This is a genomic window from Candidatus Sulfotelmatobacter sp., assembly GCA_036500765.1.
In the GTDB taxonomy this organism is placed as follows: domain Bacteria; phylum Acidobacteriota; class Terriglobia; order Terriglobales; family Acidobacteriaceae; genus Sulfotelmatobacter.
Window position 1 is genome coordinate 38,582 of record DASYBM010000013.1, and the last position, 15,579, is coordinate 54,160.

The 15,579-nt window shown below is 58.8% G+C and carries 16 protein-coding genes; 9 read left to right on the forward strand and 7 right to left on the reverse strand.

Going from position 1 to position 15,579, the window contains the following annotated elements; translation table 11 throughout:
* Positions 1 to 107: 107 nt before the first annotated feature.
* The 3 genes from VGM18_15220 (at position 108) to VGM18_15230 (ending at position 3,595) form a co-directional block, all read left to right on the forward strand.
* A complete protein-coding gene (locus VGM18_15220; GenBank protein ID HEY3974354.1) occupies positions 108 to 509 on the forward strand; it encodes a BlaI/MecI/CopY family transcriptional regulator in 402 nt (133 codons plus the stop codon).
* The gene (locus VGM18_15225) at positions 506 to 2,509 is read left to right on the forward strand and encodes a M56 family metallopeptidase (protein HEY3974355.1); all 2,004 of its coding nucleotides are present in this window, start codon (positions 506 to 508) and stop codon (positions 2,507 to 2,509) included. The genes VGM18_15220 and VGM18_15225 overlap by 4 nt, the downstream gene beginning before the upstream one ends.
* Positions 2,510 to 2,617: 108 nt before the next feature.
* A complete protein-coding gene (locus VGM18_15230) occupies positions 2,618 to 3,595 on the forward strand; it encodes a DUF732 domain-containing protein (protein HEY3974356.1) in 978 nt (325 codons plus the stop codon).
* Positions 3,596 to 3,850: 255 nt separating this feature from the next.
* Here the strand turns inward: VGM18_15230 and VGM18_15235 are convergent, their stop codons facing one another.
* Together VGM18_15235 and VGM18_15240 are read right to left on the reverse strand one after the other, a co-directional pair.
* Positions 3,851 to 4,960 carry a DUF481 domain-containing protein gene (locus VGM18_15235; protein HEY3974357.1) on the reverse strand — a complete coding sequence of 370 codons (1,110 nt, stop codon included), beginning with the start codon at positions 4,958 to 4,960 and terminating at the stop codon, positions 3,851 to 3,853.
* A gap of 198 nt (positions 4,961 to 5,158) precedes the next feature.
* Entirely contained in the window at positions 5,159 to 5,353 is a 195-nt protein-coding gene (locus tag VGM18_15240; GenBank protein HEY3974358.1) for a twin-arginine translocase TatA/TatE family subunit, read from the reverse strand.
* Positions 5,354 to 5,736: 383 nt separating this feature from the next.
* Between VGM18_15240 and VGM18_15245 the strand changes: the two genes are divergently transcribed.
* Complete coding sequence (locus tag VGM18_15245; protein HEY3974359.1) at positions 5,737 to 7,224, forward strand: tetratricopeptide repeat protein; 1,488 nt, start codon at positions 5,737 to 5,739, stop codon at positions 7,222 to 7,224.
* Between the two features lie 117 nt (positions 7,225 to 7,341).
* Entirely contained in the window at positions 7,342 to 7,995 is a 654-nt protein-coding gene (locus VGM18_15250; protein ID HEY3974360.1) for a hypothetical protein, read from the forward strand.
* Between the two features lie 518 nt (positions 7,996 to 8,513).
* Here the strand turns inward: VGM18_15250 and VGM18_15255 are convergent.
* Positions 8,514 to 9,368, reverse strand: a complete 855-nt coding sequence (locus tag VGM18_15255; protein ID HEY3974361.1) for an arginine deiminase family protein — start codon at positions 9,366 to 9,368, stop codon at positions 8,514 to 8,516.
* Positions 9,369 to 9,855: 487 nt separating this feature from the next.
* On the opposite strand from VGM18_15255, the gene pqqB reads away from it, so the two are divergent.
* The 3 genes from pqqB to pqqD are packed head-to-tail and all read left to right on the forward strand — an operon-like array spanning position 9,856 to position 11,921.
* Positions 9,856 to 10,839 carry a pyrroloquinoline quinone biosynthesis protein PqqB gene (pqqB, locus tag VGM18_15260; GenBank protein ID HEY3974362.1) on the forward strand — a complete coding sequence of 328 codons (984 nt, stop codon included), beginning with the start codon at positions 9,856 to 9,858 and terminating at the stop codon, positions 10,837 to 10,839.
* On the forward strand, positions 10,821 to 11,645 hold the full coding sequence (gene pqqC / locus VGM18_15265; protein HEY3974363.1) for a pyrroloquinoline-quinone synthase PqqC: 825 nt from the start codon (positions 10,821 to 10,823) through the stop codon (positions 11,643 to 11,645). The genes pqqB and pqqC overlap by 19 nt, the downstream gene beginning before the upstream one ends.
* A complete protein-coding gene (gene pqqD, locus VGM18_15270; GenBank protein HEY3974364.1) occupies positions 11,646 to 11,921 on the forward strand; it encodes a pyrroloquinoline quinone biosynthesis peptide chaperone PqqD in 276 nt (91 codons plus the stop codon).
* Between the two features lie 89 nt (positions 11,922 to 12,010).
* On the opposite strand, the gene VGM18_15275 is transcribed toward pqqD, so the two are convergent.
* The 3 genes from VGM18_15275 to VGM18_15285 form a co-directional block, all read right to left on the reverse strand.
* Positions 12,011 to 12,280, reverse strand: a complete 270-nt coding sequence (locus tag VGM18_15275; protein HEY3974365.1) for a DUF433 domain-containing protein — start codon at positions 12,278 to 12,280, stop codon at positions 12,011 to 12,013.
* A gap of 163 nt (positions 12,281 to 12,443) precedes the next feature.
* Positions 12,444 to 12,812, reverse strand: a complete 369-nt coding sequence (locus tag VGM18_15280) for a helix-turn-helix transcriptional regulator (protein ID HEY3974366.1) — start codon at positions 12,810 to 12,812, stop codon at positions 12,444 to 12,446.
* Entirely contained in the window at positions 12,812 to 13,066 is a 255-nt protein-coding gene (locus VGM18_15285) for a type II toxin-antitoxin system RelE/ParE family toxin (GenBank protein HEY3974367.1), read from the reverse strand. Before VGM18_15285 ends, VGM18_15280 begins: the two co-directional genes overlap by 1 nt.
* A gap of 148 nt (positions 13,067 to 13,214) precedes the next feature.
* On the opposite strand from VGM18_15285, the gene pqqE reads away from it, so the two are divergent.
* Positions 13,215 to 14,375: a pyrroloquinoline quinone biosynthesis protein PqqE gene (gene pqqE / locus VGM18_15290; GenBank protein ID HEY3974368.1), complete on the forward strand. Its 1,161-nt coding sequence runs from the start codon at positions 13,215 to 13,217 to the stop codon at positions 14,373 to 14,375.
* Positions 14,376 to 14,433: 58 nt separating this feature from the next.
* Here pqqE and VGM18_15295 read toward each other — a convergent pair whose 3' ends face one another.
* Positions 14,434 to 15,282 carry a hypothetical protein gene (locus VGM18_15295; protein ID HEY3974369.1) on the reverse strand — a complete coding sequence of 283 codons (849 nt, stop codon included), beginning with the start codon at positions 15,280 to 15,282 and terminating at the stop codon, positions 14,434 to 14,436.
* Positions 15,283 to 15,579: the final 297 nt, after the last annotated feature.

A 15,579-nucleotide genomic window follows, 5' to 3' on the forward strand; every position in this document is an offset into this window, starting at 1 on the left:
GATCGCGGCCTTTTTTTCTTTGGGCATTCAAGGACAAAAGCATCCCACCCGCCATCTACGAAGATTTTCGTTGACACTACGAACATCTTCGTAGTATCGTCCTCTTCATGAAGCCGACTCCCGATAAACCCACCGCTTCCGAGCTGGAAATCCTTCGCGTGTTGTGGACCCGCGGGCCTTCTACGGTGCGCGAAGTGCATGAAGCTTTGAGCGAGAAAAGGGAACTGGGATACACCACGGTGCTGAAGCTTCTGCAAATCATGACGACAAAAGGCACGGTCCGGCGAAACGAAACCCAGCGCGCGCATGTCTATGAAGCATGCCTGCCGGCGGAGCAGACCAAACGTCAGCTTGCCGGGGACATGTTGCAGCGCGTCTTCGAGGGTTCGGCAAGCCAGCTCATGATGCATGCGCTGGCGGGAAGTAAGGCCTCGCAGGAAGAGATCAAAGAGCTGCGGCATTTGCTGGATGAGTATGAGCTTGGTGAATACGAAAGGAAGCGAAGATGATTACACCGGCGATGGCTACAGCGACGACCAGCGCTCTGACGAATTGGCTTTCCCCGGCGGCAATGCAGGCCCTGGGATGGGCGCTGCTGCACTTCCTGTGGCAGGGAACTGCTCTGGCCGCGCTGGCCGCGGTATTGATGGCATCGTGCCAGCGGGCATCGGCGCGCTATGTGGCGGGCGTGAGTGCGTTGGCGCTGATGTTGCTGGCTCCGGTGGCCACTTTCTTTTTCTACGCACAGCATTCCGCCGTTGCAGAAAGGCGTCTCCGCCCCACCTGGCCAATCGTGGCGGCGAATGGCCCGATTGCCTTGTCGCACAACGGATCGTCGAGCGGCGCATTTTCTAACGACGCAGCATCGCCCTGGCGTGCATACGACGTGCTGCCGTACCTGGTCGAGAGCTGGCTGCTGGGCGTGGCTCTCTTCAGCCTGCGTTCCGCGGGCGGATTCTTTCTGCTCGAGCGCAAACGGCGCAAGCAGTCTTTACTGGTAAGCGAACGCGTGCTTGAGATTTGCTACACGCTTCAGGATCGACTCGGATTGCGGCGAGCGATTGACTACTGCGAATGCAAGTGGTTGCAGGCTCCCGCGGTCGTTGGATGGTTCCGGCCGGTCGTCTTTCTGCCGGTGACTGCGCTCTCCGGGCTTTCGGAAGATCAACTCCAGGCGGTGATCGCTCACGAACTGGCGCACATTCAACGCCTCGATCCTTTCTTGAATGTCTTCCAGGTTTGCGTGGAGACGCTGCTCTTTTACCATCCTGCGGTCTGGTGGCTGAATAAGCGGATTCGCGCGGAACGCGAGCACTGCTGCGACGATGTGGCGGTCGCCCTATGCGGCAACGCCCTGGAATACGCGCGGGCGCTTACGCTGATGGAAGAGTGGCGCAGCGCACCCGCACTTGCGATGGCGGCGAACCGCGGTCCGCTCACCGAGCGCGTCGTGCGCGTCCTCGGTTTGAAAACGCTAGGCGCTGGAATGCGCGGCATTGGCGCGATCGGCGGCATACTCTGTTTGACTGCGGCGCTGGTTGCCGGCACTGCACTGTTGGGGATGGCGCATCCGCCGTCGGCTCGGGCTGCCATGATCGGGCAAGCCCAGGCTGTCTCCGCGGCCAGTTCGCCAGGCGTAGCAGCTTCGAAGCCAGCGCACCGCCAGAGCGACGCGCAGGCAGCGGCGAGAGCAACAGCGGCGTCGCCTTCAACGCCGGTATCGGCGTCCTCTTACATCGACGGCATGAAAGCCGCGGGCCTCGGCGATCTCACCGTCGACCAGTTAATCGCTCTGAAGATTCAGGACGTAACGCCGGAATATGTTCGGGAGTTGAAGCAAGAAGGCCTGCAGCCCGATGCGAATCGCCTGATCGGGATGCGCGTGCAGGGCATCACGCCGGAATATGTCCGCCAGTTGCACGCATCGGGTCTGAAGCCCGACGAGGAGCAGTTAATCGGCCTGAAAGTGCAGGGCGTCGACGGCGAATATTATCGCGGCCTGAAAGAGGCGGGATTGGATCCCGACATCGACCAACTCATCGGCCTGAAAGTGCAGGGCGTGACTCCAGAATATGTTCAGGAACTTCGAGCCGCAGGTCTTGCCGTCACCGCCGACAAAGTAATCGGCCTGAAGGTGCAGGATGTGTCTCCAGAATATTTGAAGGGCCTGCATGCGCAAGGCTTGCAGCCGAACGCCGACGAAGCGATCGCCATGCGGGTGCAAGATGTCACTCCCGAATATGTACGCGGGATTCAGGCCCTCGGCCTGAAACCGTCAGTCGACGAACTGATCGGCATGAAGGTGCAGGACGTAAGTCCCGAATACATCAAGGCGTTGCAGGCCGCGGGATTCAAGGTCGGCGTCAATGAGATTATCGGCGCCAAGGTGCAGGATGTCACGCCCGAGTTCATCGAGCGCGCCAGGCAGCACGGCTTCAAAGATCTGACGCTGCAAAAACTGATTCAACTGCGGCAGTTGGGAATTCTGGATTCCAAGGCCGACCTATAAACCGCTCATGGAGCGACGGACGCCTCGTCCGTCCAAGCCTGGGCGAAGCCCGGCGCAACGAGCACAGCGCCGCGAGTGTTCACTCTCGATTTCGATAAGGAGACGACTATGAGAATGCGCCGAACCCTTGCTTACCTGGTCTTTGCGTGCTGCGTAGTTCTGTTCGTCATCAAGAATCGCGCCGCAGAGTTGCGAAATGAAACGCGAAACGACGCGCAAGCTGAAGTGCGCAGCGGCGATTGGACGCTCAGCAAATCCGACGAACCCGGCAAAGTCGAATTCTCGCTGATCGAACATCATCATGGCGGAACTTCCAGCCATCAATCCGATTGGCCGGCGAATTCGTTTCAAGGCGTCGACTTCTCAAAATCTGGACGCCAGGACGTTCACTTCACCATCACGCGCGATGCGGGAAAAATTGAGTGCGAAGGGTTTCTGAACGATGGCGAGGGCGCAGGACTATTTCATTTTCATCCCGATCCGAATTTTCCGCGGGAGATGCAGGCGCTCGGGTTCCCGGTCGATGAAGAGAAGCAATACGGCATGGCGGTGATGGATGTAACCCTCGACTTCGCCCGAGAGATCAAGAACGAGCATCTCAGCAATCTCGACACCGACAAGCTGATTGCGTTCCGCATCTTCAAAGTGGACTCAGCTTTTATTCAGGCTCTGCGGGCGGAGGGATTGACGATTTCCGACAGCGATAAGCTAGTAGCGTTTCGCATTCATGGCGTAACGCCGCAGATGATTCATAGCCTGCATCAGGCGGGTTACTCGCCGGATGAAGACACGCTGATTGCGATGCGCATTCATGGCGCGACTCCGGAATGGATGGAACAGTTGAAGAAGGTCGGATACGATCACATCGAGTTGGAGAAGCTGATTGCCTTTCGGATTCATGGCGTTTCGCCGGAGTTCATCGCCAAGGTGCAGGGACTCGGCTTTGCGCATCCCGATCCGGACGAACTGATCGCGATGCGAATCCACAATGTAACGCCGGAATACATCGCCGACATGCGCTCGCGCGGAATTCACGACTTGAGCATCGACAAGCTGGTCAGCATGAGGATCCACGGCATCGACTAGGAAAGCGATTGCAGATTTCAGATTGACGATTTCTGATTCAAACTTCCCGGGTGCCCCATTTCTCGCGCGTGCTGTGCGCGAGAAGTGGCCTTTGATTTTTGGAAAGGCCCGTGCTCGCGACGATACAGCTCTTGTCATCCCGACCGAAGCCCGAGAGCCAGCGAGGACGTAGTGGGGGACCTGCTGTTGGCGGCCTCGCCAGATGAAACGAAAACCGCCCCGGCTCCCAATTCCAGTACTGCATTCCAGGCAAGCTTAGTGCGTGAACGCGACGTTCAGTCCAGTGGTGAAGATCAGGTCGTTACTCTTTGCGCCAGTCGGCGGGTTGGAGACATAAATGTCGCCGAACTGATTTTGCCAGCCCAGCCATTTGCTGATTTTTGTGACGGTGCCGAAGTTGAAGGTCGTGCGGTAATCGCTGGTGTCCTGGAGATCCGGATAGTAATAAAAGTTCTCGGTGATGACCGTGCTCTTGCCGAGTTTCTGGTTCAGTTCTTGGCCCAGAGTGAGAGCCGCGAACCGGTTGGTCACCCCATAAGAGGCGAAGGTGGGCGGATTCGTCGCCGGTAAGATCTCTGCCCCATTCGAATAAGTTTCATGGGTGTAGTTGAGGCCGCCGAGAATATTTAACACCGTCGCGTCGGACTTGATGGCGTGGTAGCCGAAGCCGCCGGTGTAGACCTGGCGCAGATCGAGGTACTGGAGCGCGTTGCTCATGAAGTCGCCGGCCCCGAAGACGAACAGGCGATCGCTCACGTTATGGTCATAACGAAGGCCGCCCTGAACCAGGTTCGCAACCGTGCTGGGCGTGGCAAGATTATTCTGGGTGTCGATCGAATTCGCGTACAGCGTGATCTTGTCGTTCAGCGTCGGATGGACGGCATTGAATCCGATGGCAAGATTTTCGGTCTCGCTATTGCCGCGGGCCACGGAAAATCCTACGTTCGCGCCGCCCTGCCAACCATGCATCAGTCCCGGATGCAGCGACTTGTCGTAGGCGGTCTGTTCGGCGTCGTTGCGGATTTCGGTCACATCGTCTTTGGCCGCTTCGACGGTGCCGGAGGTTTTGGTGACGATCTCAATCTTGCCATCGGTGGTCGTGACGGGGCCGACCGCGGTCTTGCCACCTTTCAGGCTGACGTGCAATTCCTGCTCGGTCTTGATCTCCTGAATCGTGTCGAACTTGAGAGTGACGTCTCCAGCGGCATCCGTGTGCAGGACCAGCGTTTTGCCGTCGGACTTCACGACCGTGCCCGTAAGCCGGTCGCCATTCTTCAGCGTGACCTGGTCGGCGAACAGAGCGGATGACAACGACAGCACGCCGAGCAGCGAGAATAATTGAAATAATCGAAATGTGCGCAACACGACCAACCTCCACAGGAAAAGAGTTTGAGAATAAAAGTTTAGCCGGGGTCACCCAAAAACGAGAACGGAACTCAATCAGAGAATTTAATTACGAAAATATGGACACGGTTGTGTCAAAGCGGAGACTTGCAGCCAGAGGATCTGCCCGCCATGCTCGATCACCATGTACGACCAGCGGGGCAGTCGGTCAGCGCTGAGCTAGCTCTTATGCTCGGTATTCTTGCTCTGATCGGCTGGAGGCTGGACCGGGGGTTGTTCCTTCATCCCGTCTTTCAGGCCTCGGATCGCCTCGCCCAAGCCCTTGCCCAACTCCGGTAACCTTTTGGGTCCGAACAGGATCAGGGCAACGATCGCGATGAGCAACAAATGTGTTGGTTGGAAAAGCTCTCCCACAAAACCTCCAAGGAACAGACAGCTATCGAATATCCCTTAACCCCTCTAGGTTACGGCGGGTTACTGGGGAAGTCAAACTTAGATATGCCAGGGTAGTGAGCAATTTGGCTTTCTAGAGTGCGGTGTCATCCTGAGTGTAGCCGTTTTTCAGGCGAAGCGAAGGATCTCAGGCTTAACCGGCGCGTCGCGTGAGCCAAATTGCGACACTGCCTAATGCCATCGGCGTTTCAGAGGCCAAACGCTCGGCCGGTTACCTCCGTGACCTTACCTCCGGACGCTTGGCCGGGCTATGTTTCCAGAGGGGCCTTCACGGCAATGGTCGGCCGAAAGCCGCCACCAGCAAGCGATCCAGTCTTAATTCAATTCAGGCGTTGGGGAGTCCGGTGAGAATCCAGGCGTTCATATATCTATTTCTGTTCAGTTTGGCGGCTGCCGCCGCGGCACAATCCACGGATGCGCAACGGACCGATCCAAAACCGTTGACCAGCATGCAGGTTACCGCCTGGCTGGTGGGCGGAGTTCCAGGCGGCCGGCTGGCCGGGCTGGTTGCGCAGCATGGTTTGGCAACGCTGCCCACGCAGAGCGAACTTCGGCAGATGGAGTCTGCGGGCGCCACTCAGCCGTTGATGCGGGCGTTAAGCTCGGGGAACGCCATGTCCGCGATGGTGGGTCCTGCAATTCCAGATGGGTTGGTGAAGGCCGCGGTGGAAGCCCGCAAACAACAGTTCAAAGAAGCGGAAGACGATTTGCATAAGGTGGTTGCCGGTGACGCGCAGAATTCCGCTTTGCATTTTGCGCTGGGCGTAATGTTGCGCCAGCAGGAAAGATGGGACGAGGCCTTCGACGAACTGGCGGAGGCGACGCGGCTGATGCCGGAGTTTCCAGAGAATCACGGCGCGCTGGCCTATCTTTTCTACCGCCTGGACGATGGCCCCAATGCGATCGCCGAGGCGCGCACGGCGCTCAGTCTCGATCCGAAGAATGCAGAGGCCTATCAGTTTCTGGGGCTGGGGTTGTACTCGAACGGCCAGTATGGGGCCGCGGTGCATGCCTACGAAGAGTCGCTGGCCCGCAACCCAGGCGACGATCGCGGCAATGCTGACACCTATTACGACATGGGTATTGCGTTGCACGCCGATGGAAACCTGCCCGGCGCCATTGCGGCCTACGAGCGGGCCCTTCGGTTGCGCCCCGAGTTCTGGGAGGCTCACGCGAACCTGGGGTTGATTCTGCATGAACAGGGAAATCTGAAACAGGCAGTGACCGAGTATCGCGAGGCCAAGAAGCTGGCGCCGGGCGAGGCCTCGATCCGCAACAATCTGGGCAATACGTATTGCGATCAGGGAAAATTCGAGTCGGCCATAGAGGAAATGAATGCGTTGTACCGGGAACATCCGGAATGGCAGCAGGGGCATGCTTGCCTGGCCAGCGCGTACATGGCGAAAAGGAAGTATGACGCGGCGGTGGATGAACTTCGGTTGGCGCTGCAACTGAATCCGACGGGATCGGCGGAGCACCGCGCCCTGGGGCAGGCGCTGCTGCTCGATAACAAGCCGGAAGAGGCGCTGCGCGAGCTGCGGCTGGCGGTTTCGCTGAATCCAGACTCGGAGGCGGCGCACCATCTGCTGGGAACTGTGCTCTATCAACGGCAAGAATTGCAGGCGGCGGAAAAGGAATTTCGCGAGGCGCTGCGGCTGAATGCCTCGGCGGACAACCACTATTCGCTGGCTGCCTGCCTGATGACCCTGGATCGATATGACGAAGCGCTGTCGGAACTGGAGGTTGCGGCGCGACTCGACCCCGAGCGCCAACTCTACCGCGCGCGACGCGAAGAGCTGCTCAAGCTCATGAAAGAACCGAAATCGCGTTAAGCGCAAATGATCTGCAAGCTGGCCGGTTGGCCAATGTCCCCGTTGTACTACGGTGCTTAGGCGAATCCTGAGACGGTCGATAGACTAAAAAGACCGGAGAACAGGACTGGAAGTCCGATGGCGACCAACGCAACCCGATCCCAGCAAGAGACCGTGAATGCCGTAGTGCATGCGGCTTTGGCCAAGGACGGCGCGTTGGCCAAGGAAATGATCCCCCGCGCCGAGGGCAGCGCCCCGCGGCGGGCTTCGGGATATGGTTTACCTTGTTCGAAATGCCATCTCTACTACCCGGCCGATCTCGATGCCTGCCCCACCTGCCACCACAATGAGCGAGTTTCGCCGGTAGTGGCGAAAATTCCAGTGAGAGCGGTGTCGAGCGAAGCCGATCCGATTCCCGATACGGCGGTGATCGAACAGGAGCGCGAGGAATTTCTGCGCCAGTTCAAGTCGCAACTTCTGGAAGCGCACGCCGACGTGGTCAAGGGGCCGGAAGCGTTCTGCAAGATTGGCGAACACCACTCGGGCGAGCCGGCCAGCGCGGAAATCTGCAATGCGTGCTACGAACGGTTACAGGAGCGAGTGGATGTATTCGAGGCGGCGCTGCATCTGGAGTTGAAAGAGGCGGCGCAGATTATTTACGACGCGGTCTGGGCGGATCCTTCCGATCCGAATAAGACGTATCAGAATGCCGCCAGCGCCCTGCTGACGGAGTTGCGCAAGCGCGCGGGAATGACTGCGGTGCTGGGGCCGTTTCAGCCGCTGGCGCACTAGGGTCGGTCGTTGGTCGTTGGTCTTCGGCGTCGGTACTTTCTCGGATTTAACGACTCATTTAACGGTCATTGTCCGTAAGTCGTTGCGTCTCCGTGCAAGTGATTGAAAAGTCGTAGAGGGCTCCTGGCAGGCTTCAAGACGCAGAGTTTTGCGCTGGATGAACCTTCCCCTATCCAGCCGATCGATCGTCGCAGCAATGGCCGTTTCCGGCTCCGGAAATGGCATCGTAGCCCCCCTCCTACAGCGTTTTGCCGGCTGCAAAGGGAATGGTGCGCCATGTAAGGCAGACCTGTACGTACAATTATGTATTAATATGAGATTACGCATCCCGCCAGGCGAATCGAAACGCTGCGCCCGCTTCCATCCCCTTGATATCGCAAGTTGATGCAGCAGGACTTTGGGGAGACGTTCGATCGACTGGCGGAATATCTGGCGAAGGGGTAGGCGCCTCGCTGCGCTCGGCGGGACGGGCGAAGGCGCCCGTCCCCACACAAGCCTAAGATTCCCAATTTTTCAATTTACCCGCGCAACAAAGGGCGGGTAAGGCAGGTGGGGCCGCCGCTGCCGTTGACGCAGAGTTCGCTGCCGGGGAAGGTGCGGACGTCGAAGCCGGCTTGGCGGAGGCGGGCGTTGGTCTTCTGATTTTCCTCGAGGGCCAGCAAGCGCTTGCCGCCGAGGGCGAGGACGTTGCAGGCGAGCGTGTCGCGTTCAGAGTCGTCGATGGGGAGGAACTGGAATCCGCGCGACTTGAGGAGTTCGACGGTCTCGACAGCGAGCCAGGGGAGATCGACGAGGGCAGTGTATTGGTCGAGCAGGCTGATGAGCGACATCAGGTGCAGACAGGCGGAGGGTCCGGAGCCGTAGGGAAGCGGCGCGGAGAGAACTTCCACGCCCTTCGGGGCGAGCAGGTCGCGCATTTGCGCGATGCCGGCGGGATTGGTGCGGTAGCCACAGCCGATCAGCAAGGTTTTCGAATCGAACCAGAGAATGTCTCCGGCTTCGGTGGTTCCGGGGGCGACGATCTTCGCCAAGGCCGGAATGCCGAGAAGCGTGCAGAACGAACCGTGATTGCGGCCTTCGGCGATGCGATTGGCCTTGCCGGGGCGCATGACGATGATGCCGAAGTCGGTGGCGAGAGATGCGTCGTGGGTGTAAACGGCGTCGAGCGAGAGATCGGGCGCGGGAGGGGCTTCGATCACCTCCGCGCCAGTGTTTTCGAGTTCGCGGCACAGGGCGTCATGCTGCGCCTGAGCCGGAGCGAAATCGGGCGCGCGGTGGAAGCCGAGGTCGCGCCAGCGAGCGGCCCGCTCAGGCTGGTTCCAGCCAGCGGTGCGAGGAGAGCAGACCAGCACGCGCTGGAGTGTGCCAACCATGGAATGGCCATTGAAAGTTGCGGCTGGGGAAGTTGTAAGCAGAGTGATCTCCTGTAAGGCGAAAAACTTTAGCAGCCTTAATTATTTTAAGGCAAGCGAAGTTGGGTCAAGAACTTTCTCGCGAGATGGTGGGGCTTACGCGCCGAAGGCGGTGAAGCGGGAGATCCCTTCGACTTCGCTCAGGGCGGGCTCTTCGCTTCGCCTGAAGAACGGTTCCGCTCAGGATGACCAGCATTTTTAGGAGAAGGAAGTGATGGGGAGGGCGGGGGAAGGCTGAAGCCCTTGCCAGAAGGACATTTCGAGTATGTCCCCTGGCCCCGCTAAACGCAAGTTAAAACCACCTCAGCGTCGAAATTTCCGTTGCCGATTTGCACTTTTCATGCTCAGCCGCTGCACAAAGCTTGCAACTTCTGTCATCCTGACCGGCGGAGAATCAAAAAATCGCCTGCGCCAGCGAGCGCGACCACTCGGCTGTTAAACTCCAGCCATGCGCGTGAAGATACTTGGCTCCGCTGCCGGCGGAGGATTTCCGCAGTGGAATTGTGCCTGCCCCAACTGCCTCGCGGTCCGGGCCGGAACCTTTCCCGGCAAAGCGCGCAGCCAGACTCAAGTGGCCGTTAGTGGCAACGACCGCTCATGGTTTCTGCTCGGCGCGTCTCCTGATCTGAGGGCGCAAATCGAAGCCACTCCGGAACTGCATCCCCGGGAACGTCATCCTGGGAAGATCGAGGGCGCGCGCAGCGTTCGTCAATCGCCGATCGCCGGCGCTGTGCTCGCCAATGCGGACGTCGACCACGTGCTGGGCCTTTTGCTGCTGCGGGAGTTGCAGCCGCTGCGGGTGCACGCGACCAGCTCGATCCGCCGCATTCTTACCGAAGACAATTCCATGTTCGCCATGCTGCGGCGCATACCTGGACAACTGACGTGGTCCGACTTCACTCCTCGGACATCGTTTGCTCTGGGCAAAGATTCCGGGCTGCGCGGCCGCGCGCTTTCGTTGGGCACCCACTATCCGGCGTACGTTTCAGCGCAGCGGCAATCGCAACTCGCGGCGGGAGAAGCGTCGTTGGGCCTGATCATTGATTCGAATCCCGATTCGAATGCCGATTCGAAAGTCGAATCGCCATCAGTCAAGCGGCTTGCCTACATGCCGGCCGTTCCTCAGATCGACGACACGCTGCTCGAAGAGTTCGAATCGGCCGACGTGCTGCTATTCGACGGCACGTTCTGGAGCGACGATGAGCTAATCCGGATTCAAGGGTCGGGACAATCCGCCTTACAGATGGGACATGTTCCGGTTTCGTCCGCGGAAGGCAGCATCAGCCGGTTGGCTGAGCTGCGGCGTCCACGTAAAATCTTTGTACATATCAACAACACAAATCCCATGCTGAACCAGGCCGGGCCGGAATACCGGCAGGTGCGCGAGAGTGGCTGGGAGATCGCGGAGGATGGATGCGAGATCGAACTATAAACGATCGACTTATAAACGATCGGCCTATAAACGATCGACCGGTAGACGATCGAACCGCGGATGCAAGCGCGGCCGACGCGGGCCTTCTTTCCTTCGATGGACTGCGCGCGCACTTGCGGGCCGTGGGCGAGGAACGCTATCACCACCAGCATCCGTTCCATCTGATGATGCACGAAGGCCGGCTGAACCGCGGACAGCTCCAGGCCTGGGCGTTGAACCGGTATTACTACCAGAGCATGATTCCGATCAAGGATTCGATTATTCTGTCGCGCGGGCCCGATCCGGTGTTCCGGCGCGCCTGGCGAAAGCGCGTGGTCGACCACGACGGCGATGCGACCAGCGAGGGCGGCATTAAGCGCTGGCTGAAACTGGCCGAAGCCGCGGGGCTGGACGCGCAGCAAGTACGGGCGGGGAAAGGCATCTTGCCCGCTACGCGCTTCGCGGTGAACGAATATCTGAATATTGTGCGCAGCCGTTCGTTGCTGGAAGCAGTGGCGTCATCGTTGACGGAGTTGTTTTCGCGCGACCTGATCACGCTGCGGATGGAGAAACTGCGACAGCATTACCCATGGCTGTCGGGCGGGCTGGCTTATTTCGAGGCGCGGTTGACGCAGGCGCCAGAGGATGCGAAGTTCGCCGTCAACTACGTTTACGAGAATGCGAAGACGCGAGCCGAGCAGGAGTTGGCGATTCAGGCGCTGCGCGACAAGTGCGACATTCTTTGGGCGCAGCTCGACGCGCTTCATTTCGCGTACGTGCAGCCCGGTTGGCCACCGCCCGGGGCGTTCATGATTGAGGGCAACTAGGTGGCAGCGCCTACAGATTCGAGCCAGCCGCGCCTCGCGCCCGGATGCCGTTGGGGCGGCACGGAGGAAGATCGCGTAATCCTGTTTCCCGAAGGCGCGATCAAGCTGCAGGGTACGGGGCGGCAGGTGCTGGAGCAATGCGATGGGCAGAGGACATTCGGGGAGATTATCGCGGTGTTGCAGAAACAGTTTTCGGTCGCGGATCCAGGGAAGATACGCGAGGACATCGGCAAGTTTCTGGAGCAGTTGCAGAAGAAGAGAATCGTGGATTACTAGTTACGGAAAATCGACTTCGGTATAACTGCCGGGCCTGGCTGCATTGATCGCCGCCGCCATGATCGGATAGCGGGACTGGCACATTGTGGTCAAGAAGAATGAGCATCGGCAGAGAAAGGGGCTACCCGGTCCACAGGAATCGGCGCGGCTACGCAGCGGGCGACAAACTGTAAAACCTCCATTATCTGCTCTTTGGAAATTTCGAACCACTCCGAGATTTCATCCACCGTGGCTCCGGCTTCGAGGTTCTCGAACACGACGGACACGGACAGCCGGGTGTTGCGAAACACCCACGCGCCGCTTAATCGTCCCGGCACGCTTTCCACGGCCGGGCAATGAGACCAATCGAGGGTCGACATATTTCACCTCCGTCATTTTAACCCTTATCGCGATTTGGAGGCTGCGTCGCGAGGGGATATGTGCGCATCGGTCACCAATCGCAATGGTCTCAGTATTCGTTGCTTATTGATCCCCCGTTATTAATCCATTGCTCCCAGCCCTCTCGCTCCCGATTCGGTTCCTTTACGCCAGTTGCTCCCAACTCACGTCGAGTACAGCACCCAGTTTCTTCCAAGTGTTGACCGACCCGGTCTTACGTTTTGTTTCAATCGCTGCGATGAGGGCACGTGATACTTTCGACTTTTTGGCGAGTTGCTCCTGGGTAAGCTTCCGATGCTCACGCCAAATGCGGAGCGCTGGCTCTCCCTTCATCCTGCGTTCGGTGATCTCGAGTGGTATGAGTTCGTCTTCGCCATTTTCAAGGCGCGCCTTTGCGGCATCGTAGGCTTTTACGTCGACGAGCATTTCCGCATCTTCCATCAGCTTTTGCAGATCTTCCACAGGAATCAGAGCAAATTCCCTGCCCTTACGGGTAATCGTTTCGATACGCATCAATAGATTCCTCCTCTCACTCCTACTTCCAAGACCCATAATTCAATGCGGTCGTCGTGCAACTCGTAAAGGACGCGCCAGTCGCCGATTCTCAGCCGATAGCCGTCTCGTCCCTGCAGCTTGGTAACATTGTTGTGCTGGGCATAAGGATCGGCGGCGATCTCTTTGATCTTGCTCACAATCCGCTTCTGCCAGTTCGCCGGAAGCCTGGAAAGCGCTTTGGCGAAGGATTTAGTCGTGACGACCTTATACACTGTACGATTGTTACCTCGAGTAACACTATCGTCAAGCGGGAAATGCGCCAGTAACCTTCCTCAGCGATGGCAAAAGCGGATATCTTAGAATTGGAAGGTCAACGATAATAAGACAGCAGAATTACTGAATTGTCGCCAGCAAAGGCTCATGGTTCCCAACCCTCTCGCTCTGATCGCCGAAGTCACGCATCGCTGCCCGCTGCATTGCGTCTATTGTTCGAATCCTCTGGAGTTGGCGGGCACGCGGGCGGAGCTTTCGACTCAGGAATGGGAAAGCGTATTCCGGCAATCCGGCAAGCTGGGGATGTTGCACGCGCATTTTACAGGCGGCGAGCCGCTGGCGCGTCCGGACCTGACGGAACTGATTGCGGCGGCTCGGTCCTCGGGTCTCTATACCAACCTCATCACGTCGGGTATCGGCCTCAACGAGACGCGGCTGGAGGCGCTGGTCGATGCGGGACTCGACCACATTCAGATCAGCTTTCAGGACTCGCGGGAAGAATCTGCGAACTGGATTGCCGGCGCTAAAGCGCATGCACATAAGATCGAACTGTCGCGGGCAATTCGCCGGCGGGTTGGGGCGAGGAAGCTCGCCTTCACGGTGAACCTGGTCGTGCACCGGCAGAATCTCGACCATCTGGAAGAGATGATTGCGTTCATCGAGCAAATGAATCCGGAGCGAGTCGAGATCGCTCACACTCAGTACTACGGATGGGCGCTGGCCAACCGCGCTGCCCTGCTACCGACGCGGGCGCAGCTGGAGAAGGCGGTGGCGATTGTCGCCGCCGCAGAAAAGCGGCTGGCTGGCCGCATGCGCATCGATTCGGTGGTGCCTGACTACTACGCGAAATATCCAAAGGCCTGCATGGGCGGCTGGGGACGAAGATTGATGCTGATCAATCCTGCGGGCAGGGTGCTGCCCTGCCATGCCGCGGAGGTATTGCCGGGGTTGTCGTTTGAGAATGTTCGCGAAAAGACGCTGGCGTGGATCTGGCAGGAATCGCCATCATTTCAGCGCTTTCGCGGCGAAGACTGGATGCCGGAGCCCTGCCGCAGCTGCGATCGCCGCACGGAAGATTTCGGCGGCTGCCGTTGCCAGGCTTTCCTGCTTGCCGGAGACGCGATGGTAACCGATCCGGCGTGCTCGCTCGCGCCCACGCATGAGTTGGTGGAAACAGTGGTGAGAGAAGTGAATGCGCTGGACGAGAATTCGGGCGCGACGGTAGCACAGGCTACGCCAGCTTCGTCATTTGTACAATTGCAGAAACAGAATACGGAGTTGTGGAGTTACCGCACGAATCCGGAGTAGGACCGGCTTCCGGCTCTCGGCTTCCGAAATTCTCAATACAAATGTGGAAGCCGGCTTCTTACCAGCGGACCCCGACGGTGATTGGGCGCAAGTCGATGGTAGTGCCGTTGCCTTTGCCGTGCAGATAGCGGAACTCGACGTAGAAGTCCATGTTTGGGCGAATCTTGCGGGTGATGCCGCCGCCGAAGCTTTCCCCATATTGATTCTGGCTCGACGACAGAAAATTACCGTTGACTGGAAGGCTGACGCTGGAGCAGGTTCCCCACCAACCGAAGAAGGGGTTGCAGGGAGAGCCCGGGATGGCGGACGAAGAATCGAGCTTGCCGGAACGATGGAAATACGCGGGTCCGCCGATGATGTACCCGCCCCAGTCCCTGGTGACGGGAATATTAATAATTGGGGATAGCAGCAGCGAGTAGACGTGGCTGGTGGCTCCCGGCGCCTGCGCGAGCGCGAGAGCCGAGTTGCGCAGCGGCAGATTGTCGAACTGGAAATCGACGCGCAAACCGAAATACTTGCTGTAATTGCGAGCAGCGCCGACCGCGGCGATGCCGCCTCCGCCGCGCACAAACTTCGCAGTCAAGCCGTTGGTTAGGCTCGCGCCGCCACCTACGTTGAACACCCAGTTTTTGTAGTCTTTCACTTTTGGCTTGCGCCCGGGCATGGACTCTTCCGGAGAAGCTTCCTGCGTGCCGGATTGGTTAGCGGGTTGGGCCTGTGGTGGCTGAGCAGGAGCTTGCGCGGCGGGCGGCTGCTGATCCGCAGATGGTTGCGACGGAACTGGTTGAGCCGGATCTTGTTGAGCGTGGACGGGTGGGGCTCCCGCGAGAATCGCCGCCAGAATCGTTACCAGGATTAAGGCCGGAGCGACGCTGCATCCGGGAACCGCCGCGAACTTTCGAATCATTCATTCTCCTCCCGCTGCCGGGGCGTGGTGGCGGACCGCAGCGCTCGGCCCGTTTGGGCAACCGAGAGGCGCTTTTGAAGGAACTTGTCCGCGATGCTCCCGCCGGTGTTGCACTCGCAGCAGGCAGGAACAATATTATCAATTTTGATGCGGATTCGGTCCAGGATGCCGCCCGCTCCTTACTGCCGAACCGAGGGGCGGACGAATGCGTCCGCCCCTGCGTGAGCATCTAGCTGGCTTGCGGTTTGCAGTTTCCGAGGCGCAAGGTCGCACGTATGATAGGGAATTCTATTTCTC